Source organism: Streptomyces sp. NPDC102467 (assembly GCF_044765445.1).
Taxonomy (GTDB): domain Bacteria; phylum Actinomycetota; class Actinomycetes; order Streptomycetales; family Streptomycetaceae; genus Streptomyces.
The window spans coordinates 101,766-122,597 of sequence record NZ_JBIWKA010000005.1 but is presented as its reverse complement, the minus strand read 5'-3'; the positions used below and the strand labels follow the sequence as shown (position 1 = coordinate 122,597).

At 69.6% G+C, this 20,832-nt stretch carries 27 protein-coding genes; 14 read left to right on the top strand and 13 right to left on the bottom strand.

The features are described 5' to 3' along the window. Positions 1 to 6: 6 nt before the first annotated feature. Complete coding sequence (gene bioD / locus ACIREE_RS11605; RefSeq protein WP_404149730.1) at positions 7 to 741, top strand: dethiobiotin synthase; 735 nt, start codon at positions 7 to 9, stop codon at positions 739 to 741. A 170-nt stretch (positions 742 to 911) separates the two neighbouring features. After that, a complete protein-coding gene (locus tag ACIREE_RS11600; RefSeq protein WP_404149727.1) occupies positions 912 to 1,607 on the top strand; it encodes a class I SAM-dependent methyltransferase in 696 nt (231 codons plus the stop codon). A gap of 30 nt (positions 1,608 to 1,637) precedes the next feature. Here ACIREE_RS11600 and ACIREE_RS11595 read toward each other — a convergent pair whose 3' ends face one another. Together ACIREE_RS11595 and ACIREE_RS11590 are read right to left on the bottom strand one after the other, a co-directional pair. Further along, positions 1,638 to 1,976, bottom strand: coding sequence for a fic family toxin-antitoxin system, toxin component (locus tag ACIREE_RS11595; RefSeq protein ID WP_404150475.1), 339 nt, complete (start codon positions 1,974 to 1,976; stop codon positions 1,638 to 1,640). Positions 1,977 to 2,031: 55 nt separating this feature from the next. Further along, positions 2,032 to 2,271, bottom strand: coding sequence for a toxin-antitoxin system HicB family antitoxin (locus ACIREE_RS11590; RefSeq protein WP_404149724.1), 240 nt, complete (start codon positions 2,269 to 2,271; stop codon positions 2,032 to 2,034). 116 nt (positions 2,272 to 2,387) lie between these two features. Here ACIREE_RS11590 and ACIREE_RS11585 point away from each other — a divergent pair, with 116 nt between their 5' ends. The 4 genes from ACIREE_RS11585 to ACIREE_RS11570 all read left to right on the top strand — a co-directional run bounded on the left by ACIREE_RS11585 (position 2,388) and on the right by ACIREE_RS11570 (position 6,353). After that, entirely contained in the window at positions 2,388 to 3,257 is an 870-nt protein-coding gene (locus tag ACIREE_RS11585; protein WP_404149721.1) for a TIGR03621 family F420-dependent LLM class oxidoreductase, read from the top strand. 93 nt (positions 3,258 to 3,350) lie between these two features. Continuing rightward, on the top strand, positions 3,351 to 3,824 hold the full coding sequence (locus ACIREE_RS11580; protein WP_404149718.1) for a GNAT family N-acetyltransferase: 474 nt from the start codon (positions 3,351 to 3,353) through the stop codon (positions 3,822 to 3,824). Positions 3,825 to 4,008: 184 nt separating this feature from the next. After that, complete coding sequence (locus ACIREE_RS11575) at positions 4,009 to 5,343, top strand: hemolysin family protein (protein ID WP_404149715.1); 1,335 nt, start codon at positions 4,009 to 4,011, stop codon at positions 5,341 to 5,343. After that, complete coding sequence (locus tag ACIREE_RS11570) at positions 5,340 to 6,353, top strand: hemolysin family protein (RefSeq protein WP_404149712.1); 1,014 nt, start codon at positions 5,340 to 5,342, stop codon at positions 6,351 to 6,353. Before ACIREE_RS11575 ends, ACIREE_RS11570 begins: the two co-directional genes overlap by 4 nt. Positions 6,354 to 6,370: 17 nt before the next feature. Here the strand turns inward: ACIREE_RS11570 and ACIREE_RS11565 are convergent, their stop codons facing one another. Further along, entirely contained in the window at positions 6,371 to 6,625 is a 255-nt protein-coding gene (locus ACIREE_RS11565) for a holin (protein ID WP_404149709.1), read from the bottom strand. Between the two features lie 125 nt (positions 6,626 to 6,750). Between ACIREE_RS11565 and ACIREE_RS11560 the strand changes: the two genes are divergently transcribed. After that, positions 6,751 to 7,545 carry an SGNH/GDSL hydrolase family protein gene (locus tag ACIREE_RS11560; protein ID WP_404149707.1) on the top strand — a complete coding sequence of 265 codons (795 nt, stop codon included), beginning with the start codon at positions 6,751 to 6,753 and terminating at the stop codon, positions 7,543 to 7,545. A 136-nt stretch (positions 7,546 to 7,681) separates the two neighbouring features. On the opposite strand, the gene xerC is transcribed toward ACIREE_RS11560, so the two are convergent. Beyond that, entirely contained in the window at positions 7,682 to 8,869 is a 1,188-nt protein-coding gene (xerC, locus tag ACIREE_RS11555) for a tyrosine recombinase XerC (RefSeq protein ID WP_404149704.1), read from the bottom strand. Beyond that, positions 8,862 to 9,515, bottom strand: a complete 654-nt coding sequence (locus tag ACIREE_RS11550; RefSeq protein ID WP_404149702.1) for a helix-turn-helix domain-containing protein — start codon at positions 9,513 to 9,515, stop codon at positions 8,862 to 8,864. Before ACIREE_RS11550 ends, xerC begins: the two co-directional genes overlap by 8 nt. A 128-nt stretch (positions 9,516 to 9,643) precedes the next feature. Between ACIREE_RS11550 and ACIREE_RS11545 the strand changes: the two genes are divergently transcribed. The 7 genes from ACIREE_RS11545 to ACIREE_RS11515 all read left to right on the top strand — a co-directional run bounded on the left by ACIREE_RS11545 (position 9,644) and on the right by ACIREE_RS11515 (position 14,376). Continuing rightward, positions 9,644 to 9,853 (top strand): DNA-binding protein, encoded by a 210-nt coding sequence (locus ACIREE_RS11545; protein ID WP_404149699.1) that lies wholly within the window; start codon positions 9,644 to 9,646, stop codon positions 9,851 to 9,853. Then, positions 9,850 to 10,074, top strand: a complete 225-nt coding sequence (locus ACIREE_RS11540) for a DNA-binding protein (protein ID WP_404149697.1) — start codon at positions 9,850 to 9,852, stop codon at positions 10,072 to 10,074. Before ACIREE_RS11545 ends, ACIREE_RS11540 begins: the two co-directional genes overlap by 4 nt. Next, on the top strand, positions 10,071 to 10,520 hold the full coding sequence (locus tag ACIREE_RS11535) for a hypothetical protein (RefSeq protein WP_404149693.1): 450 nt from the start codon (positions 10,071 to 10,073) through the stop codon (positions 10,518 to 10,520). Before ACIREE_RS11540 ends, ACIREE_RS11535 begins: the two co-directional genes overlap by 4 nt. After that, complete coding sequence (locus ACIREE_RS11530) at positions 10,517 to 11,923, top strand: phage/plasmid primase, P4 family (RefSeq protein WP_404149690.1); 1,407 nt, start codon at positions 10,517 to 10,519, stop codon at positions 11,921 to 11,923. The genes ACIREE_RS11535 and ACIREE_RS11530 overlap by 4 nt, the downstream gene beginning before the upstream one ends. Positions 11,924 to 12,091: 168 nt before the next feature. After that, complete coding sequence (locus tag ACIREE_RS11525) at positions 12,092 to 12,301, top strand: hypothetical protein (RefSeq protein ID WP_404149687.1); 210 nt, start codon at positions 12,092 to 12,094, stop codon at positions 12,299 to 12,301. A 170-nt stretch (positions 12,302 to 12,471) separates the two neighbouring features. After that, on the top strand, positions 12,472 to 12,774 hold the full coding sequence (locus ACIREE_RS11520) for a hypothetical protein (protein ID WP_404149684.1): 303 nt from the start codon (positions 12,472 to 12,474) through the stop codon (positions 12,772 to 12,774). Positions 12,775 to 13,023: 249 nt separating this feature from the next. Beyond that, the gene (locus ACIREE_RS11515) at positions 13,024 to 14,376 is read left to right on the top strand and encodes a phage major capsid protein (RefSeq protein WP_404149681.1); all 1,353 of its coding nucleotides are present in this window, start codon (positions 13,024 to 13,026) and stop codon (positions 14,374 to 14,376) included. Between the two features lie 3,028 nt (positions 14,377 to 17,404). Here the strand turns inward: ACIREE_RS11515 and ACIREE_RS11510 are convergent. The 8 genes from ACIREE_RS11510 to ACIREE_RS11475 are packed head-to-tail and all read right to left on the bottom strand — an operon-like array spanning position 17,405 to position 20,661. Next, positions 17,405 to 17,941 (bottom strand): hypothetical protein, encoded by a 537-nt coding sequence (locus tag ACIREE_RS11510; RefSeq protein ID WP_404149678.1) that lies wholly within the window; start codon positions 17,939 to 17,941, stop codon positions 17,405 to 17,407. Next, positions 17,938 to 18,420, bottom strand: a complete 483-nt coding sequence (locus tag ACIREE_RS11505; RefSeq protein ID WP_404149675.1) for a hypothetical protein — start codon at positions 18,418 to 18,420, stop codon at positions 17,938 to 17,940. The genes ACIREE_RS11510 and ACIREE_RS11505 overlap by 4 nt, the downstream gene beginning before the upstream one ends. Then, the gene (locus tag ACIREE_RS11500) at positions 18,417 to 18,776 is read right to left on the bottom strand and encodes a hypothetical protein (RefSeq protein ID WP_404149672.1); all 360 of its coding nucleotides are present in this window, start codon (positions 18,774 to 18,776) and stop codon (positions 18,417 to 18,419) included. The genes ACIREE_RS11505 and ACIREE_RS11500 overlap by 4 nt, the downstream gene beginning before the upstream one ends. Next, positions 18,773 to 18,961 carry a hypothetical protein gene (locus ACIREE_RS11495; protein WP_404149669.1) on the bottom strand — a complete coding sequence of 63 codons (189 nt, stop codon included), beginning with the start codon at positions 18,959 to 18,961 and terminating at the stop codon, positions 18,773 to 18,775. Before ACIREE_RS11495 ends, ACIREE_RS11500 begins: the two co-directional genes overlap by 4 nt. Continuing rightward, positions 18,958 to 19,248: an HNH endonuclease gene (locus tag ACIREE_RS11490; protein WP_404149666.1), complete on the bottom strand. Its 291-nt coding sequence runs from the start codon at positions 19,246 to 19,248 to the stop codon at positions 18,958 to 18,960. The genes ACIREE_RS11495 and ACIREE_RS11490 overlap by 4 nt, the downstream gene beginning before the upstream one ends. Beyond that, a complete protein-coding gene (locus tag ACIREE_RS11485; protein WP_404149663.1) occupies positions 19,245 to 19,934 on the bottom strand; it encodes a DUF6907 domain-containing protein in 690 nt (229 codons plus the stop codon). Before ACIREE_RS11485 ends, ACIREE_RS11490 begins: the two co-directional genes overlap by 4 nt. After that, entirely contained in the window at positions 19,931 to 20,416 is a 486-nt protein-coding gene (locus tag ACIREE_RS11480; RefSeq protein WP_404149660.1) for a DUF6907 domain-containing protein, read from the bottom strand. Before ACIREE_RS11480 ends, ACIREE_RS11485 begins: the two co-directional genes overlap by 4 nt. After that, entirely contained in the window at positions 20,413 to 20,661 is a 249-nt protein-coding gene (locus ACIREE_RS11475) for a hypothetical protein (RefSeq protein WP_404149657.1), read from the bottom strand. The genes ACIREE_RS11480 and ACIREE_RS11475 overlap by 4 nt, the downstream gene beginning before the upstream one ends. Positions 20,662 to 20,832 lie beyond the last annotated feature (171 nt).

Sequence of the window (20,832 nt, the reverse complement as noted above, 5' to 3'; positions counted from 1 at the left end):
GCGGGGATGGCGAGTTCGACGGTACTGGTGGTCACGGGGACCGGGACCGAGATCGGCAAGACGGTGACGACGGCCGCGGTGGCCGCCGCCGCGGTGCGCGCGGGGCGCTCGGTGGCCGTGCTCAAGCCCGCGCAGACCGGCCTCGCGCCGGGTGAGCCCGGGGATGTCGACGAAGTGGTGCGGCTCGCGGGGCCCGCGGTGACGCCGGTCGAGCTGGGGCGGTATCCGGAGCCGCTTGCGCCGGGGACGGCCGCGGCGCGGGCCGGACTCGCTCCGGTGCGGCCCGCTCACGTCGCGGAGGCGGCCGAGAAGTTGGCGGCTTCGCATGATCTGGTGCTCGTCGAGGGCGCGGGCGGGCTGTTGGTGCACTTCGACGCGCAGGGGTCGACGCTCGCCGACGCGGCACGGCTGCTCGGGGCGCCCGTCCTGGTGGTCGCGCAGGCGGGGCTCGGCACGTTGAACTCCGTGCAGCTGACGGCCGAGGCGTTGCGGGCCCGGGGTCTCGTGCAGGCCGGCATCGTCATCGGAAGCTGGCCGCGGGAGCCGGGGCTCGCGGAGCGGTGCAATGTCGGGGACCTGCCAGGCGTCGCGGGGGCCGCTCTGGTGGGCGCGGTGCCGGCCGGGGCCGGGCGTCTCGACGAGGCCGTGTTCCGGGCACGGTCCGGCCACTGGCTCGGGCCCGAGCTGGGCGGGACGTGGGACGGGGAGGAGTTCGCCGGGTCCGTCCGGGAACCCGGGTGACGCACCAGGGCACGGGCCGCTGCCCGGGGAGTCGGTGACGCCCCGGGGCCGGTGGTGCTCGCGTGGCGTGGTGGTCGCACGGACACGATGCCGCGCCCCGTGAATCAGTTCGGCGTCGCCCGGTCGCGGGAAGAATCGGCCCAACCAGTCGCCCCGGCCTAGGAGGTCCCATGGTGGACCGGATCCCCTCCCCCGACAGGAAAGTGCGGCGGGCGTCGCACGACGCCGTGAGTCATCCCCTGTTCGCGCGGTATTACGCACGGTTCAGCAAGCGGGCCGAGCCCGCGATGGCGCCGGTGCGCGCCGAGTTGCTCGGCGGCCTTTCGGGCCGGGTCATCGAGGTGGGTGCGGGCAACGGGCTGAACTTCGCGTACTATCCGGGCACCGTCTCCGAGGTCGTCGCCATCGAACCGGAGCGCGCGCTGCGGCAGTTGGCGGTCGACGCGGCGGTGCGCGCCGAGGTCCCGGTGGATGTCGTGCCAGGGGCCGCGGAGGCCTTACCGGTGAAGAGCGAGGGGTACGACGCGGTCGTGTTGTCCATCGTGCTGTGCAGTGTGCGCGACGTGGCCAGGACGCTCGCCGAGGTGCGCAGGGTGGTGCGGCCGGGTGGCGAGGTGCGGTTCTTCGAGCACGTACGGGCGCCGAGACGCGGCATGCGGAACGTGCAGAGGGCGCTGGACCGGACGGTGTGGCCGCGGCTATTCGGGGGGTGCCATGTGGGGCGGGACACGCTGGGCGCACTGCGGGATGCCGGGTTCGAACTGGTCGCGCACCGCGCGCTGTTGATGCCGGAGCGGGGGCTACGGATGCCCACGTCGTACTGCGTGCTCGGCGTGGCACGCCGGCCCGAACTCAGCGACGCGTAGCGGCCGGCTCGGCTCGGCCACGCGTAGCGGTCACTGGCTCCACTTGCGCAGTTCCTTCTCGATGTCGTGGACGCTCGCGCCGCCGTCCTTGACGACACGGGCCAGCTCGCGGACCTGATCCGGCGAGGTGACCACGTCCAGGCCGCTCGCGACGAGGTAGGCGTAGGCGACGGCGGAGGCGAACATGGCATTGGAACGCTCCAACGCCGGTACGTGGATGAGGAGTTGGATGAGCGATGCGGCGCGGGCGTGCGGCGTCTCGTAGACGGGGACGTCGAATATCCGCGCGTCGTGCCGGGCGACCGCCGCGACGAGGGCGCCCCAGTCGGTGACCTGGGGGTCGCCCGGTGTCTTCTGCTCGGCGATCATGAGCAGCCAGGCGAGATCGATACCGAGGGGTGCGGGGTCCGAGGGGCCGTGCGTTTCACTCAACGGGACGGCGCCGGCCTTCGAGATCCGCGCCGAACTCCTCGGCGAACACGGATTCGTACCGCCTCATGAAGTCGGCCGCGGCGTCGACGAACGTGCGGCCGAGCTCGCCCGCGTCCCGCCTCACCAGCTCCTCGATGTACCGGTTCACGCTCATGCCGCGGGCGAGCGCGCGCTCCCGGGCGGCGCGGGCGGTGACTTCGTCCACCCGCACGTTCAACTGGGTCTTCGCCATGCTTTCACGCTAGCGCCGGTGCGCTAGCACCCGCAAGGCCGATCCCGAGCGGACTATCCTCGTGGCCGCCCAGGTACCCCTGAGAGGAACAAGTGGCCGCGCTCTGAGGAGAGTTCATGACCCGTCCGTTCCGCTTCGGCGTCACCATGACGACCCCCGCCCGTGGCGACGCCTGGCGCGCGAAGTGCCGCAGGGCCGAGGAGCTCGGCTACGACGTGATCCTGGTGCCGGACCATCTGGACACGCCTTCGCCGTTCCCCGCGCTCGTCGCGGCGGCGCAGGCGACTACGCGGCCTCGGGTAGGAACGTTCGTTCCCAACTGCGCGTTCTGGAACCCGGTGCTGCTGGCCCGCGAGGTCACGACCGCCGCGGCCCTCACTGATGGACGCCTCGACGTGGGCCTGGGCACCGGATACGTGCGCGAGGAGTTCGATCGGGCCGGTGTCGCGTGGGGGACTCCCGGCAGCCGGGTGGACCATCTCGTGCGCGTCGTCGAGGAGTTGGAGCGGCTGCCGGACACGCCGGGCGCGGACTCCCGGCCCCCGCTGCTGATCGGCGGCAACGGCGACCGGGTCCTGCGCCTCGCCGCCGGGCACGCGGACATCGTCGCCTTCACCGGGGCCCGGCCGGGCCCCGAGGGCACCGGCGGCCTCGTACCGTTGACGGCCGATGAACTCGACGGCCGGCTGGCCGCGTACCGGAAATTCGCGGGCGCCCGGGCGGAGACCGCCGAACTGAACCTCCTGCTGCAACTCGTGGCCGTCACGGACGACCCCTCCGCCGCCGCCCGCCCCTGGCTGGCACGCATGCCCGAGCTGACCGAGCGCGAGGTGCTGGACTCGCCCCTCGTCGTCATCGGCACCCAGGAGCAGATCACCGAACGGCTTCTCGCGAGCCGCGAGCGGTACGGGTTCTCGTACATCACCGTCCTGGAGCCGTACCTCGAAGCGCTCGCCCCGGTCGTCCGGGCGCTGCGGGGCCGGTGAGCGTCGGGCCCCTATGGAATCGTCCGCCCTGTGAAATCGTCCGCCATATGAAATGGGAGGTGGCCGGGGTGCGGCCGGTGATGGGATCGGGGCATGAGCGATCTTCGTATCCGGTCCGCGTCCCCCGCCGATCTCGACGCCGTGCTGGCGTTCTGGAAGACGGCCGCCGAGGGGACGAGCATCAGCGACGACCGCGCGGGCGTGGAGCGCCTCGTCGCACGGGACCCCCAGGCGCTGCTGCTCGCCGAGCGCGGCACGGAGCCGGGGGGTACCGAGGCGGTGGGGACCGAACGGGCGGGTACCGAGCTGGTGGGCACGGTCATCGCCGGGTTCGACGGCTGGCGGTGCCATCTGTACCGGCTGGCGGTCCGTCCGGACGCGCGGCGCCAGGGCATCGGTTCGGCGCTGCTGGCCGCCGCGGAGGAGCGGTTCGTGGCACTCGGCGGGCGGCGCGGCGACGCGATGGTCCTGGACCGCAACGAGCGGGCGCACCACGCGTGGCAGGCCGCCGGGTACGCGCCCGAGCAGCAGTGGACCCGCTGGGTGAAGCCGCTGGCCGAGGGCTGAGCACGGCCGGGCACGGACGGTGCTTTGCCGACCCTTTACCATGGGTGTGTCACTCGAACTTCTGCGAAAGGTGTGAGCGTCCGCCCATGGGCGAGCCCCCCAGTACCCGGTCCGTCCCCCCGCGTGCTCCACGAGAGCGCGCGTCACTGCCGTCCCTGGCCGATCATGGGACGGAGGTGACCCGATGACCGAAGTGCTCCTGCTCGCCGTCGCAGTGCTGCTCTCACTGGCCTGCGGCGCCTTCGTCGCGGCGGAGTTCTCGCTCACCACCGTCCAGCGCGGCGATCTGGAGCGCGCTGTCGAGCGGGGTGAGCGCGGCGCCGCCGGCGCCCTCAAAGCCGCACGGAACCTGACCTTCCAGCTCTCCGGCGCGCAGCTCGGCATCACCGTCACCAACCTGGTCGTCGGCATGCTCGCCGAGTCGTCCATCGCCAAGCTCATCGCGGGACCGCTCGAAGCGGTCGGCATCCCGAAGTCGGCGTCGACGTCGGTCGCGCTCGTGCTCGGTACCGCCCTGTCGACCGTGTTCCTGATGGTCGTCGGCGAGCTGGTGCCGAAGAACTGGGCCATCTCGGCCCCGCTGGCCGTCGCCAAACGGGTGGCGACGCCGCAGCGCTGGTTCAGCGCGGTGTTCCGCCCGTTCATCACGCACCTCAACAACACCGCGAACCGGCTGGTGCGCCGCTTCGGCATCGAGCCGACCGAGGAGCTGGCCTCCGCGCGCGGACCGCAGGAGCTGATGGCACTCGCCCGGCACTCCGCCAAGGAGGGCGCGCTGGAGGCGGACACCGCGGAGCTGTTCGTACGGACCCTGAACCTGGCCGATCTGACCGCGGAGAACGTGATGACGCCGCGCGTCCAGGTCATGGCCCTCGACGTGCAGGCCACCTGCGAGGACGTGGCGAACGCGACCCGGGCGACCGGCCTCTCCCGTTTCCCCGTCTACCGCGGCAACCTCGACTCCGTCGTCGGTGTCGCCCACATCAAGGACGTCCTGGCCGTGCCCGCCGAGCAGCGGCCCCGCAAGCGGGTCTCCGAGCTGCTGCGCGAACCGCTGTTCGTCCCGGAGACCCTGACCGTGGAGCGGCTGCTCGACCGGCTGTCCGGCAAGCGCACCATGGCCGTCGTCATCGACGAGTACGGCGGCACCGCGGGTGTCGCCACCCTGGAGGACATCGTCGAGGAGGTCGTCGGCGAGGTCCGCGACGAGCACGACCCGCACGAGACGTCCGACATCGCGGCCGCGGGCACCGACGAGGAGGGGCGCGTCCTGTACTCGGCCGACGGCGCCGCGCGCACCGACCAGCTCGCCCGCGTCGGACTGCGGGTGCCGGACGGGCCGTACGAGACGCTGGCCGGACTCGTGGCGTCCGAACTGGGCCGGATCCCGGACGTCGGCGACAGCGTCGAGGTCACCGGCTGGCGGCTCGACGTCGTCGACGCGCACGGCCACCGCGCCGCCCGCGTCCTGCTGCACGCACCGCTGACCGACACCACCACCCAGGAGGAGGACCGATGACCGCGATCCAGCTGCTGATCGGTCTGGCGACGCTCGTCGTCAACGCCTTCTTCGTCGGCGCCGAGTTCGCGCTGATCTCCGTACGCCGCAGCCAGATCGAGCCGCGGGCAGAGGAGGGCGACCGACGGGCGCGCAGTGTCATGTGGGGCCTGAAGCACGTATCGGCGCTGCTCGCCGCGGCGCAGCTCGGCATCACCCTGTGCACGCTGGTGCTCGGCATCGTCGCCGAGCCGGCCATCGCGCACCTCTTGGAGCCGGTGTTCGACGCGGTCGGGGTGCCGCACGGTCTGGTCCACCCGATCTCGTTCGTGATCGCGCTGACCGTGGCGACGTATCTGCACATGCTGCTGGGCGAGATGGTGCCGAAGAACATCGCGCTCGCCGAGCCGGTGCGTTCGGCGCTGCTGCTCGGCCCGCCGCTGGTGGCCCTGGCGCGCGCCCTGCGCCCGGTGATCTTCACCGTGAACGCGTTCGCGAACACCCTGCTCAAGCTGTTGCGGGTGGACATCAAGGATGAGGTCACGGCGACGTTCTCGGACGACGAGCTGGCCCGTATGGTCAAGGACTCCTCCGAGGCGGGCCTGATCGACAACCGGGCGCAGGAACGGCTGCACGACGCCCTTGAGCTGGGCCGGCGTCCGATCAAGGACGTCGTCCTGCCGTTGGAGAAGGTGGTCTACGCGCGCGTGGGCGTCACCCCCGAGCAGTTGGAGCAGCTCTCCGCCGAGTCCGGGTTCTCGCGGTTCCCCGTCGTGGACGAGGGCCGGCGCATCGTCGGCTATCTGCACGTGAAGGACGCCCTGGACGCGACGCCGCGCGATCTGCCGTTCCGGGTGCCGGACATGCGGTCCATCGCGCGCGTGCGGGAGAGCACGCCGCTGGACGACGTCCTCACGGCGATGCGCGGCAGTCGTACGCATGTGGCGGCGGTGCTCGGCGCGGACGGCCGGCTCGCCGGCATGGTGACCATGGAGGACGTACTGCGGGAGCTGTTCGGCCAGCCCGCCTGACAGGTTGGTGGGGCGGTTCAGCCGGAGTGGGTGTGCGGGCCGCCCTGGTGGGTGGGGGTCTCCAGGATCCCAGGGCCGTGCGCGCCGACACCCGCGGTGCCGACCGCCGTGAGGACCGCGAGCACGGTGGCGAAACCGGCGGTGCCGAGGGCCGCGACCCAGTCGACGTCCAGCAGGTTCGTCGCCCCGGCGACGAGGACGGCGGCCAGGGCCTGGGCGAAAGTCCTGATGGCGCGTTCGGCCGTGGCTTTCCAGAAGGAACGTGTCCACATGGTGCACTCCCCCGTGGCGTGGTGCTGCGGTGTGTGGTGTGTTCCCTGCATACCGCCGCCCGAGGCCGCTGCACAGACCCGCCGCGCGCGCCCCGGCCGCCTGCCGGGATACGATTTCCGGCGCCATGCAGATGAATGCCGAATACACCAGTCTCGTCGCGGTCGGCGACTCCTTCACCGAGGGCATGTCGGACCTGCTCCCCGACGGCTCCTACCGCGGTTGGGCGGACCTGCTGGCCGCCCGCATGGCGGCGCGCAGCCCCGGCTTCCGCTACGCGAACCTCGCCGTGCGCGGCAAGCTCATCCAGCAGATCGTCGACGAGCAGGTCGACGTGGCCGCCGCGATGAAGGCCGACGTGGTGACGCTCGTGGGCGGCCTCAACGACACGCTGCGGCCCAAGTGCGACATGGTCCGGGTGCGAGACCTCCTTACGGAGGCCGTCGAAAAGCTCGCCCCTTCCTGTGAGCGGCTCGTCCTGATGCGCAGCCCCGGGCGCGACGGCCCGGTGCTGCAGCGCTTCCGGCCCCGGATGGAAGAGCTGTACGCGTGCATCGACGAGCTCGCGGCGCGGCACGACGCCGTGGTCGTCGACCTGTACGAGGTACCCGTCCTGGGCGACCAGCGGATGTGGGACGTGGACCGGCTGCACCCGACGGCGGAGGGCCACCGGCGGATCGCGGAGGCGGTGTGGCAGGCCCTCGGCCACGACGCCGAGTCGGACTGGCGCACGCCGCTGTCGGCCGCGGTGCCGCCCGGCTGGCTGACCCGCCGGGTGGCCGACGCCCGCTTCGCCAAGCAGCATCTGGTGCCGTGGATCGGACGCAGGCTGACCGGCCGCTCGTCGGGGGACGGCCTGCCGCCCAAGCGCCCCGAGCTGGCCCCGTACATCCAGGACGATGACCCGCAGCAGCTCTCGTAGCTTCGAACGAACGGGCCCGTGGCGTCGGCCTGCACGAACCGCCAGTAGAATCCGTACACTGTTCTACCGCCTTGACGATCACAGCAGGTCAGGTGCGGTACGGGGTGGGTTGCGAGAGATCATCTCTCACAATTTCTCACCCCAGGGCTTTTCGATCTCCCGTGTGGAACACGTCGAGAGCGGCAGCAGCGCCCCTCATATCCTCGGCCGCGATGTGCACATACTTCTTCTTCGTGAAGGATGCGTTTGTATGTCCCGCCCACGCGGCCAGGATGACGTCCGGGACGCCGGAGACGGCCAGGGTCGTCAGGACCGAGTGGCGGGCGTCGTACAGGCGAACGCGCCGAAGGTCGAGATCCCGCATCAGCCGGTAGGCGTGCTCCCGCAGATGCCGCGTGTTCAGCGGCCGACCGATCTCGTCGACGACCACGAACCCCGACTCGGTGTACGCCTCGCCCGCGGCCAGCTTCTCCGCGGCCTGCCGTGCCCGCAGCTGCCGCAGCGCCTCCCACGGCCCGCGCGGCAGCGGCAAGGCCCGCTCACCCGCGGCCGTCTTCGTGTCCTTCTCCAGCACGGTCTTGTTGCCGACCATGGTCCGCGTCAGCGCGATCGACAGCAGACCGTCCTCCAGGTCGATGTCGGCCCAGCGCTGCCCGCAGACCTCCGCGGGGCGTAGCCCCATCAAGGACAGCAGCAGCGGGGCGAACAGCCGGTCCTCGGCGATGCCGCGGATGAACAACTGCACCTCGGTCACGGTCCAGGGCTTGGGGCGCTCCCGCTCCCGCTTGTCGGTCTTCTTGTCGGCGAGCGACGGCCGCACCTCGGCCGCCACGTTCACCGGCACCAGCTTGCGGAGGACCGCACGGCGCAGGGCACTGCGAAGCCGGATCAGGATGTGGTCGATGTACGAGATCGCGAGGCGCTTGCTGGGGTCGCCGCCCTTGCGTCGGCCGCCTGCAACGAGCGAGTCGACGAACTCCTGCACCATGTCCTCGGTGAGCTCCTGCAGACGGACGTGACCGAGCTGCTCATGGACGTGCACCAGGGCGAGCTTGTACGCGCGGATAGTCGTCTCCTCGACGTCCCGCCGCTTGTACTCCAGCCACTGGTCAAGCCACTCGCTCACGGTCACCTTGCTGGGGGCGATGAACGTCCCCGCGGACCGTTGGTGCAGGACCCGGTCGCGTTCCTCCCGGCACGCTTTCGCCGTATCCCGCGTGACCGTGAGCTGGACCCGCTTGCTGTTCTCGTCCCGGCCAGCGTCGACCATGAGGCGGTAGCGCACTTTCCCCCCGGCGAGGAGAATGCGCTTCGGCTCAGCCATCGACCTCGGCCGCCCTAGGAGCGATCCTCGCCTTGGCATTTTCGCCGTCGACGTAGTTCACCTCGGCGACTAGGCGCTCGGCCGCGTAGCGCGTTGCCTCGGCAACCTCCTGCACTTCCCCTGCGTCACCTTCTTCGATGTAGGAAGATCGTGCGATCAGCGCGTCTACCCGCTGCTGCAGGGCCACGAGGGCGCGGCCGGCTGGATGTTGCCGCAGGACTCGCCTGAAGCGCGGAACCCCGTTCACGAGGAACTCCAGCTCGGCGGCGTGCTCGTCTCGACCGACGGCCTTGAGTGGCCGCTGCCCCTCAGCCCAGTCCCACGCGTCCGCCGCGTCGACCTCTCCGGCGCCTGTTACTTCGATCAGCGTGCCGGGACGGTCATTCAGCGGGAGCAGCAGCGCGCCCGGGCTCACGCCGAACGCGACAGCCAGCGCAACCAGTTCGTCGGCCGTGACAACTCGTTCACCCTTCTCCATTCGCGTAATGCCAGACGGTGGAATCGGACGCCCGGCACGCTCCAGAACGCCGGAAAGCTGCCTGGTCGTCATGCTGTGCCGGTCGCGCAGGCGGACGATGTTCGCCGCCACCGTCTTACCGGTTGGTCCCACCTCGATGGCGCGGCGCCCGCGCTGCTGCTCAGCCATGGGCATCAGCGTAAGCAACATTCCTGACCTTGTTGTGCAAGCGAGCTCGGGTGCTATGGTCTCCATAGGTGCAGCATGACACCATGTGGTGCCACTAAGCAACACATGATCCTGGAAGGAGACTTTCGGTGCCAGACGAGTTCCTATCCCCACGTGAAGTGGTCGATCAGTACCCCGTGTTCGGAACCGCCCAGGCGTTGGCGGAGCGGCGATGGCGCGGCGACGGCCCCGCCTACATCAAGACCGGCAAGGGCAGGTCCGGCCGCGTCTTCTACTCCCGCGCAACCATCGAGCGGTTTCTCGACGACTGCACGGTCACCCCGAGGAGCGCCGCGTGAAGCAGCCGACGCGCCCCACGCTCTCCGAGATCCGCAATCAGTGGCCCCCCACGGTCCCTGTCACCGAGGCGGCCATGGCGCTCGGCTGCGGCCGGTCCTGGCTGTACGAGGCCATCAAGCGTGGCGACAGCCCCGTCAAGACGATCCCCGTCGGCAAGCGATGCGTCGTCGTCACGGCCGACCTGGTGCGCCTCCTCTCCGGGGAGGACCAAGCGGCATGACCCTGAACAGCAACGAGACCCGGCAGGTCCTAACTGCCAGGTCTCGTGAAAGCAACGCAGTGGTCGCAGACGCCAGCATGCCACACGGCTCGGACAAGCGGCAGGCCAAGGGCCCCCACAAGGTGGGTACCCCTGAGACCGACGAGACGGCCGCCCTCCGCGACCACTGGGCCGCTGCCAAAAAGCACTGGCTTCGCGGCGACCACCCCGAATACGCCTCCCCCGACTGGCGAGACCTCGACCCCGAGGACCCCCGCAAGCTCGCCGGCGCCCTCCAGTTCGCCGAAATGTGGCGCAAGTACGGCGACGAGATCGCCGGCGACCTCAACCAGGCCCTCCGCGCGCCCCAAGACCTATGGCGCTACCCCAGCCTCGCCGACCTCGACCAAGCCCACGAAGACATGCTCGCGCGCGCACGCCGCAGCACCGGAAAGGAGGCAGCGTGAGCGAGCCCATCGCCGAACCGGCGCCCAAGCTCCGCGTCGTGCGGCTGCCACGCAACATCCACGGCGGACACCTCGGCATGGCCGAACGGTTCATCGAGCAGCACGCCGACCACCTGCGCCACGTCCACGGCATCGGCTGGCACTACTGGGATGGCGCCCGCTGGAAACTCGACGAGGAACGCGTCGACGTCGAAGCGGCTATCGCCACCACCAAGAAGGCGCTGCAGGACGTCCTCAGGATGGACAAGGGCGAGGACCGCGACGCCCTGTACGCGGACGTCAAGAAGGCGGAAAGCGCCTCTGGCGTTGAGGGGATGCTGAAGTTGGCCGGAGCTCTTAAGCCGGTCTCCGCAGCCTCGCGTGCGCTGGACGCCGACCCGTACCTGTTCAACACCCCGGACGGCACGGTCGACCTCACGGAAGGCACGATCAAGGACAACGATCGCGCCGACATGATCACAAAGGTTGCCGGGGCACCGGTCGGCGAAGAACCCAACGAGGAGTTCGGACTCTTCCTCGAACGGATCCTTCCAGACCCTGACGTGCGGGCCTTCGTACAGAGACTGTTCGGCTACGCGATGCTCGGCAAGCAAACCGAGCACGTGATGCCGATCTTCACCGGCACCGGAGCCAACGGCAAAGGCACCCTGCGCGACGCCATCGCCGCAGCCCTCGGGGACTACTGCATCGAAGTCGACCCGTCGCTGCTCATGGAGTCCAAGCACGAGAAGCACGGCGCTTTCAAGATGCGGCTCCGCGGCGCCCGGCTGGCGTTCTGCTCCGAGACGGAGAAGGGCCGCAAGTTCGCCGAGGCCACCATGAAGCGACTCGTCGGCGGCGACCCCATCGAAGCCAACTACATGCACAAGAACCCGATCACCTTCGACCCCTCGCACACCCTGGTCATGCTGACCAACCACCTGCCCGCCGTGAGCGGCGACGACCCGGCCGTGTGGCGGCGCATCCTCGTCGTCCCCTTCGACGTCGTCATCCCCGAGGACGAGCGGGACGGCGAGCTGCCCGAGCGGCTCAAGCAGGCCGCGCCTGCCGTCCTCGCCTGGTGCTACGCCGGATGGCTCGACTACCAGAAGCAGGGGCTCAACCCGCCCGACGCCGTCAGGGTGCGCACCGAGCAGTACCGCGAGGAGAGCGACACCCTTGCCCGCTTCCTCAAGGAGCGCACCCTGGCTACTCCCCACGGGGTTGTGCGGTCCTCGGAGCTGTTCGCGGCCTGGTCCGGCTGGTGCCTCAAAAGCGGCATCAAGGAGGAGACCGGCAGCACGGTCACGTTCGCTGCCTCCATGCAGGCGCGCGGCTTCGAGAAGACCGACCGGAGCGTGGGGCGCGTCTGGCTCGGCCTGATGCTCAACGGCACCGACGACGAGGAGGAGGAAAGCCCCTGACCTGCGCGGGTGGAGGGTTGTGGAGGGTTTCCCCAAAACCTTCCATGCGTGTACGCGTAGCGACTTTCGGAAAACCCTCCACAACCCTCCACCCTCCATCAAACGGAACCCCCAACTCACCCCCGTTGCTGCCGCTTTTGAGGACCTCAACCGCGATCAAGGAGCACCGTGACATCTCACGTCGAACAGCAGATAGCGGCCCGTATCGCCGCGGCGAAGTCCAAGCGGCGCCAACGGCGGGAACAGCGCGCCGAGTTCGTCGAGAACCGCACGCACGGCCTTCAGGCCCGCATGGCTGCCAAGGTGCGCCGCTGGGCTGATGAGGACGACGCCACCGTGCCACGGCCGGCCGTCGACGAGGACGAGGACGAGACGTGACCGCGCGCCGCCGCTGCGCCGTCTGCGACCGGCCACTTACTGGGAAACGCGGATGCCCGTGTGTGCGCGGCTGCGGCGCCCACCTCTGCCGAGCCCCCCACACCCCCCCATGCAACGACGTACACGGCGGGCAGTGCCCCCGCCTACAACCCCCCGAGGAGGAACAGCCCGTGCCAACAGGACGAGATGACCAAGACGCCAGCATCAACGCCCCCGCAGAGCTCGCGGCCGGAGTCGCCCTGATCGCCGCCACACACCAGATGCTCGATGGCCAACTGACCGGACCGCAGTACGCCGCCCTCATCGACGACACCACCGCCGAGCAGTGGGCTGACCGCCCCGTCGACGCTGTCCGCGCCGTCGCCTACCTCGGCGTCCGCATCGCATCCCTGTTCGCCACAGCCACCGACACCGACGTCGAAACCGTCCTCGGCTTCCTCGGCGCCGAGGTCGCCTCACTCCCCGAGCAGTAGCAGCATCGGCCCGCAGCAACTCGTGTTGCTTCGCGGGCCTTTATGGCACAATGCGATCAACTCCCCCTGATGGGAATGGTGCTGGGTCGCACCAACAACAGAAGAGGCGGCACACGGCCGCCACCGGTACGCCGGAGCCCACGCCGGAGCCTGAAGTCGAGGCCACCACCTGGGCCACCACCTACCGGGATTGAGTCCCGACGCCCCGCCCGAGGCTGGCAGCGTCGCCCTTCCCGAGAGGCGTATCCCATGAACTCCAGCGTGTCCGTTCCACACCTCCGAGCCACCCGCTCCCAGCTCAAGGCCGACCTTGACGGCATCCTCGCCGACGTGCAGGCGGCCGGCCGGAAGAACCTCACCGCCGACGAAGAACAGCGGTTCAACGCCAAGATGGACGAGGTCCACAGCATCGACCGTCAACTCGAAGAGGCCGAGGAGGTCGAGCGTCGCGGCCATCGAGCCACCGAGATCCGCGCCCGCTACAGCCCCAACGCCGCGCAGAGCACCGGCTTCACCGTCACCAGCAACGAGAGCACCTACCGCAAGGGCGACGTCCACGGTCACTCGTGGGTCAAGGACATGTCCGCGGTCGCGCTCCGAGCCGACGCCGACGCGGCCGACCGGCTCCGCCGCAACACTCGCGAAGTCGCACTGGAGACCCGGGCCCTGTCCACCACCGACGGCGCCGGCGGTGAGTTCGTCCCCCCGATGTGGCTCATCAACGAAGCCGTCGCGCTCGCCCGAGCCGCCCGCGTCATCGCCGACCAGCTGCGGCCCCAGCCGCTCCCCCCGGGCACCGACTCCATCAGCCTGCCCCGCGTCGCCACCGGCACCGCCACAGCCCAGCAGGCCACCCAGAACAGCGCGGTGCAGAACACCGACGCGACCACGGACAGCGTGACCGCGAACGTCGCCACCATCGCCGGACAGCAGGTCATCTCTCAGCAGATGATCGACCAGTCCCCCGTCAACATGGACGACGTCCTGCTCGCCGACCTCACCGCCGACTATGCGGTCAAGCTCGACCAGTTCGTCATCAGCAACAACGCCACCGGCAAGCGCGGCCTGCTCAACGTGTCCGGGATCAACTCCGTGACGTACACCGACGCGACGCCCACCGTCGGCGAGCTGTACTCCAAGGGCGCGGACGCCATCCAGCAGATCCACACCGGGCGGTACCTCCCGCCCGACAAGGTGTTCATGCACCCCCGCCGCTGGGCCTGGTTCACCGCGGCCCTCGACACCGCCGGCCGCCCCCTCGTCGTGCCCACCGCGAACATGCCGCAGAACGTCCTCGCCGCCATGGGCGACGTCGTGTCCGAAGGCTTCGTGGGCACGTGGCAAGGTCTGCCGGTCTACGTCGACCCGAACATCCCCACCAACCTCGGGACCGGCACCAACGAGGACCGCATCATCACGCTACGCTCCTCGGACTTTCTGCTCTACGAGAGCGTGCTCCGAGCCGAAGCCTTCCGCGAGACCAAGGCCGACACGCTTTCCGTGCTGCTGCGCGTGTTCAACTACACGGCGCTGCACAGCGAGCGGTACCCCAAGGCCCTCAGCGTCATCGGAGGCACGGGCCTCATCACCCCGACATTCTGAACCAGGTGGGGCGTCACCCCGCGGGACGGCATCCCCGGCAAGGCAGCGAGGGGCACCTCCACACCCGATGACCTGCCTGCGCCCCACCTCCACCCACCAACGGCCCGCCACCACACGTGGCGGGCCGTTGGCTTGCTCGCCCTCGGCCGCAGCCAGACCGACGACCGGGCCGGGTCCATTTTTAAATGCGCAGGTGGGCGACCCAAACGCCCTTCTCGCCCGATTTTTTGCGCGGGCCGAATCACTCGCTGATCCGCTGGCTCCAACGCCAGCGATTTAGCTGGATGATCTTGCGTGGGGCTAATCGTGCGACCCAGACTCCAACGAATTAGCAGGGCGCCGTTGGTCCGCAGCAGGCTCCGCCGCGCCCCCTCTGAACGCTGATGCCGATGGCCGGGAGGAGTTCCAGCGGACCCGGCGGGACGAGCCGCATCTCATCTTCCGTCAGCCGAGCTTCCTGTCGCCGCCTGAGGGCTGATCGGAGCGCCCTCGGACCCTGCCCGCCACCCTGCCCAGAACGGGGCACTGTCGCGGCGACAGTGCCCTCACGCGGGGCAGTGTCCGGGGCAATGTTGACCTGCGGCGCGGACAGGGTCCGGGCACTGTCCGGGGCACCCAATACGTGCCACTTTGCCACCCTGACTTTGACCTGACTTGATCCACCAAACCGCACGTCGCTGAACTGACGGCAGCCTGACGCCGGGTGACGCCGGGTCGGAATCCGTCAGCCCTTGTCAGCCCAACGTCAGTACAGCGACCTGGGGTTATCCACTCGGCGTCAGGTCAAAGTCAGGGTGGCATACCGGGGCGTTTCGGTCGGACAGAGGTAGGACACGATCAAGGGACGCGCAGGACCGAGGTCGGACAGAGGTCGGACACCGGCGGACAGAACCATGGTCATCCGTCCGAGCCTGTCCTACCTCTGTCCGACCCCGCCGACGCTGCGACCTGCGCCGCCGCCCGGCCTGTCCGACTTCCGTCCGAGCCGCATAGCGGGGCAAAGCGATCGCCGCCCGTACCGCTGCCGTACCGGTGAGCCGCAGGTCAGGGCCGTGAGGGGTACCGCTATGAACCGCTGCTCGCTAGCGGTTGGGGAGATCGACTAGCGGTTGCTCTCACGGCTGTGACCTGCGGCCTAGCGGTTGGCCTTGCCGTGACGCTTGCTGTGGCCTGCCGTGACGCCGCAGGTCACAGCCGTGGCCCTACCCGTGACGACCCGTGATGCCGTAACGGGTCGGAGGGCGAAAATCACGGCCAATCACGGGTCCGTCACGGCATACATAACGGACAAAGCAACCGTTACGCGTACCGTGACGCCACCGTTGCGCCGCAGGTCAGGACCGTGACGCCAACCGTTATGGATCGTGATGGCGTAACGGTCACGGCCTGGGAATCACGGTCCATCACAGTCGAGTCGCGGTTGCCGTAACGGTCGAACCGGTCGTGATTCTGGTCGTGATTCTGGTCGTGATTCTGGTCGTGATGAGGTCGTGATAGGTCGTTACCGTCGTAACGACGAGAAGCCGGAAATCACGACCAATCACGACCGGCATCACGACCTCGACCTGCGGCGTCACGACCTCATCACGACCCCTTTTGCCCCGTCTTGTGGCCCGTCTTGAGGCCGTCTTACCCCCGTCTTTGGCCCGTCTTCTGCCCGTCTAGATCTTGGCCTCCCGTCTCGGCAAGACGGGCTCAAGACGGGCAGAAGACGGGCCAAAGACGGGGTCTAGACGGGTCCAAGACGGGCGTCCAACCCCCGTCCAGAGGGCGTCCAGCACTCATCCGGTGGACAGCTACTGGACGGGGTCGGGACGGGCCCTGGACGGGGGGTGGACGGGGGTTGGACGGGGGGATGGACAGCACCTCACCGGGTCACCGAACAGCCCTTTCCGCAGGTCGCTACCGGTGACCCTGCCCGGTGACCCGCCCGGTGGGAAGTCACCGGGTCACCGGCACCCCACCGGGGCGCCTCACCGGGCGAACGACGGGTGTACGTTCGCCGGCCGCGAGCCTCGTGCGCGCACGTGCGCGCGTAGCAAGAGACGAGTACACCCGGCAAGAGGCCGGGTGTACGAGTGAACGCCGCCACTTGCCGGGGCTAACCCCTCGATCGCGTGACGTGACGTCGACGGCGCATGGGAAGACCTGCGCCGTGACACGAAAGCGCGGTTCAGAGAGTCCCTGCGCGTGCGGCCCGAATGCGGAGTCGACGACCGGGCCCCCGGTGGGGTCCCCCCTGATGACCCTGGCCGAGATCGCCGCCTACACGAGACGGTCCCCTAGTGCGCTCAGGACTCTGCGCCACCGTGGCCGCGGGCCCCGCATATGGATCCTGGTCGGGAGGCTCGTCAGCACCAAGCGGTTCCTCGACGCCTGGTTCGCCGAAGCCGCGGCCGCAGACCCCCGCTTCAACCGGGACGACCCAGTGAACCGGCCTGTCGAGCGACGCATCGCCCGCTGACGGCCGGGCCGTTTAGCCATCCGTCACGCAGGCCGTGACACCCGTGACAGCAGCCGTGACCATGATCTTGCGCCGGGCCGTGACCTGCGTGCCCCCGAGGGGCACGGCCGTGACCAAACGGGACGCACACGACGCGGGTCCCGGCCATACGGGGAGCGGGCTCCAGTGGGCCCGGACCCCTTGGGGGTAAAGGGCTGTGGCGCTTCCCGGGACGCACCCGAGTTGTCGCCAAGTGCGCCCCGAAGTTGTCGACGGGACGCACCCGAAGCTGTCGCCAGAACGCGCTCAGAGTTGGCGCCACATGGCGCCCGTTCCTGTCGCCAACTCGGCGCCCTCGTGGCGCCCAAGCTGGCGACAGAACGAGCGCCATGGGCGCGCTCACCGTGGCGCCGCCAACGGCCGCTACGTCGCAGGTCATTTCCCTAATCCCCCCACCCCGGCGAGCGCCAACTTGAGCGCCCTGGCAGGCGCCCTCGGAGCGGGGGGTAGATGGGATCCGACGTGGTGTTTTTGAGCGCCAAAAGGGGGCGCTCCGAGAGCGCCCCCTCATTGGGATTTGACGTGCTACTTCACGGCGCTCCGGTGGGCGCGCTCGAAGTGCTCCAGGGCGTCCCCCACGACCTCCTCGGCGTCGACCGCTACGGCCGTCCATGAGCAGCCGATGCACGCCACCGAACGCCTCTCGGCGCCGCCGAATACACGCACGGCGGCCGGCTGCGGCGGGTACGCCCGATCGACCGCCCGGTACACCGCCTGCACGACCCGAAGCACCGACGTGTCCGGCCCCTCCTCGTCGAGGAGCTTCTGCAGCGCCTCGGCGTCCTGGGACAGGTCCAGCATCGTGCAGTGCGCCAGGCTCACCTCGACGAGGAACCGCGTGTAGTCCACAGACCACGTGTCGGGGTTGGGATAGCCGCTGTCCTGCGCGGACAGATCGGCCGCCGCGGCGAGATGATCGCGGCTCAGGGCCACCCGCGCCGTCACGACGGCGCGCACGTCGTCGCCGTCCTCCATAGCAACGCGCTGGCTCGGCGCGGGCGCGGGAAGCTCCGTTACCGCCTGGCCGTCGTCGAAGAGGGGGCGTTCCATGGAGATGGTCATGACGTCACCAGCCAGTTCTCTACGAGGTTCTTCGTGTGGTCCGTCACGGCCTTGTCGACGGCCTTGTGGAGGCTTCGGCCCGCGCGGGCGGTCTCGCCCTTCACGGCCCGCTCGACGGCCTTCATGCCGTCGTCGTGGGATACGGAGCCAGCGAAGGTGCCGGCGTGCTCGACGTGGGCGCGGATCGCGGACACGGCCAGGCGCTCGAAGTCGGGCACCGCCGGGTTCTTCCCGAGCCGCTTCGCCTTCAGGTAGCGGGCAGTCGACCGGGCTACGTCCTCGAACCCACCCGAGCGCGGGGTGCCGGGCGGCTCCTCGTTGACGTCGATGAGCGGGTGCATCCCAGGCGGGCCCCACTCCATCACCTCGAAGACGAGCGGCATGCGGTCCCGGTACAGCTCGAGCACCTTCGCGTGCTCCTCGGGGATCTCGACGAGCTTGCCGTCTTCCTGCGGGTAGAACATCGGCGGCGTGGTCATGACTGCTGCTCCTTCAGCTGCGTCTGCAGCTCGTCGATACGGGCCTGCATGAGCGTCATCTCGGCGGCCATCACGACCGGCGATGTCGTCTCGCGGGACTGTCCGCTGTCCAGCACGTGCAGGAAGCGGCGCACGCGATGCGGGTCGTCGGTCATCCGCCGGTATGCGGCGTCCAGGACGTCCTGGAGTTCGTTCGTGGGGACGATGGAGGGCTTGGCCTTCCATGCGGCCACGGTCCGCACGGCGACGCCCAGGTGGGCGGCGAAGCCGTCGTTCGTCATGCGGAGGGCGACCTGCAGCGCGATCGCCTCGCGGCCGGTCCACGAGAAGATGAATGGGGCCTCGATGGCGGTCACGAGATCACTCCTCGGGTGGTCTTGCGGACGATGGCGCAGGCGAACAGCTGCATCCCGTACCGGTCGTTGACGGCGCGGGCGCTGCAGAATCCGACGTGCAGGACGGGCAACGACGGCAATGGCCTGACGTGCTTGCTGCTTATCGCCGCGTTCTCCGTCGGCCGGCGCACGGTCATGGTGCTCATGCGGTCAGCTCCCATCGGTCTTGCCGGTACTCGGCGAGCAGCAGCCAGACGAGCGGCCACGGCAGGCGGTCAGCCTTGGAGAAGTTGCAGCGCTCGCAGGCCAGGACGAGGTTCGCGACCTCGTAGCCGGGCCATAGGCACCACGGGATGTAGTGGTCGACGGTCTTGCGACGCATCGGCCGCTTCTTGAAGTTGCGGGCGCAGTAGAAGCAGCGCTTGCCGTCCCGGGCCTTGATGCTGCAGTCCAGGAACGCCCGGATCTCCTCGGGCATCCGCTCCCGGCTCACGACTGCCCCCTGAGGCGGATCGCCTCGGCGGCCAGACGCTCCAGGCGGCCGATAGCCGTGCGCAACTCCCCGACAAGGGCCGGGATCTCCTCGGCCTCGTAGTCGGCGGCCACGTCGAGCTCGACGGCCACCCGCGGCGCCTCCTCGATGAACGGCGCCCAGCTGATCCGCGCCGTCAGCGGGCCCGCCTTGACCCGGGTCGCGTTGTGCGTGATGTCGACCCGGTGCGGGTTCGGCTGCCACGCGTGCCCGATGCACCACACTGGCTCGTCGACGAGCAGCGCGCCCGCGTCGTGGGTGACGAGCATGACCTGACCCTCCACGTACTGGGGGCCGGGCAAGGGCGGCAGGATCGGCGGCGGCGGGTAAGCGTTCTCGAGCGCCGTCGTGAACTGGCGGTACCGGGCGAGGTGTTCCTGCTCGAACCGGACGGCCCATCCGTCGGCCAGAGTCCGGTCGACGTCGGCGAGCATCTGCACCGCCAACTCCGACTCGACCTCCGTGCGGATCTGCTCCGGGGTCAGCGTGGCGGGGTCGGTCTCCGGCATGTTCGTGAAGGCCAGGGCGACCGCGGCAAGCAGCTGCTCGCGGGAGACAGCCGCCGCGACCCGGATGACCAGATCGGCGGCGACTCCCTCCACCTCGAACACCTGCGACGGCCCGAAGGCCGGAAGGCGCTCGCTCATGCTGACTGCCCCTCGCGGACGCGGCGCAGGGCCCCATCCATGTCCGGGTCGGAGTCGCCGTTGCGGGCCAGGCGGGCGCTGCGGGCCGCGGTGCGCAGCTTGGCCGCTAGCTTGATCAGGTCGTCGGCCGTCTGCTCCGCCATCGTCGGTGTCAGGTGGGCGTCCGCGCCCGCCAGACCCTCGACGAGGACGTGCGCCTCACGCAGCCGGACGTCCTGGGAGGTCGGGTCGGCGAACAGTCGGGCCGACAGTTCGAGCACCGGGCCCTCGGCGGTCAGCGACGGGATACCGGCGCCGTAGTAGTCCCCCCAGTGGGAGACGTCGTCGACGGAGTGCTGCCACTCGTTGACGTGGTCCTCGGTGCACCAGTTCGGGCACTCGATGTACACGATCTGCTGGCCGGTGGCCGGGGTGCCGATAACGGCCGGCACCAGCTTGAAGCCGGGGCGGATCGCGGGGAAGGCGCGGACGGTGGTGGTCACAGCGCCACCGCCACTTCCGCGGCGGGGATGCCACGCTCGTCGAGGTACCGCGTGAAGGCGGCACGGGAGACGCGGATGGTGCCGCGGCCGACGCCGACCCGGTAGGACGGCAGGCGGCCGGACGCGATCTCCTGATAGATCGTCGCCTTGGTGACGTGGTGCGGACGGAGGGCGATGGCGATGTCCCGGACGCGGAGCGACTCGGCGCGCTCGGGGTCTCGGGTCGGCGGTACCGTGGTGCTCATGGATCGGACTCCCACTCTCTGAGGGGACGCTCCTAGGCCTCGTCCAGGTGCTGATGACACCAGGGCGGGGCCGCTCTGCTCTGGTCGAGCAGTAGCGATACAGTGAGACTCCCGGACTTCGGGAGATCTGTCAACAGTATCGATACTGTTAATTCTGTTCAGAGGGAGAAC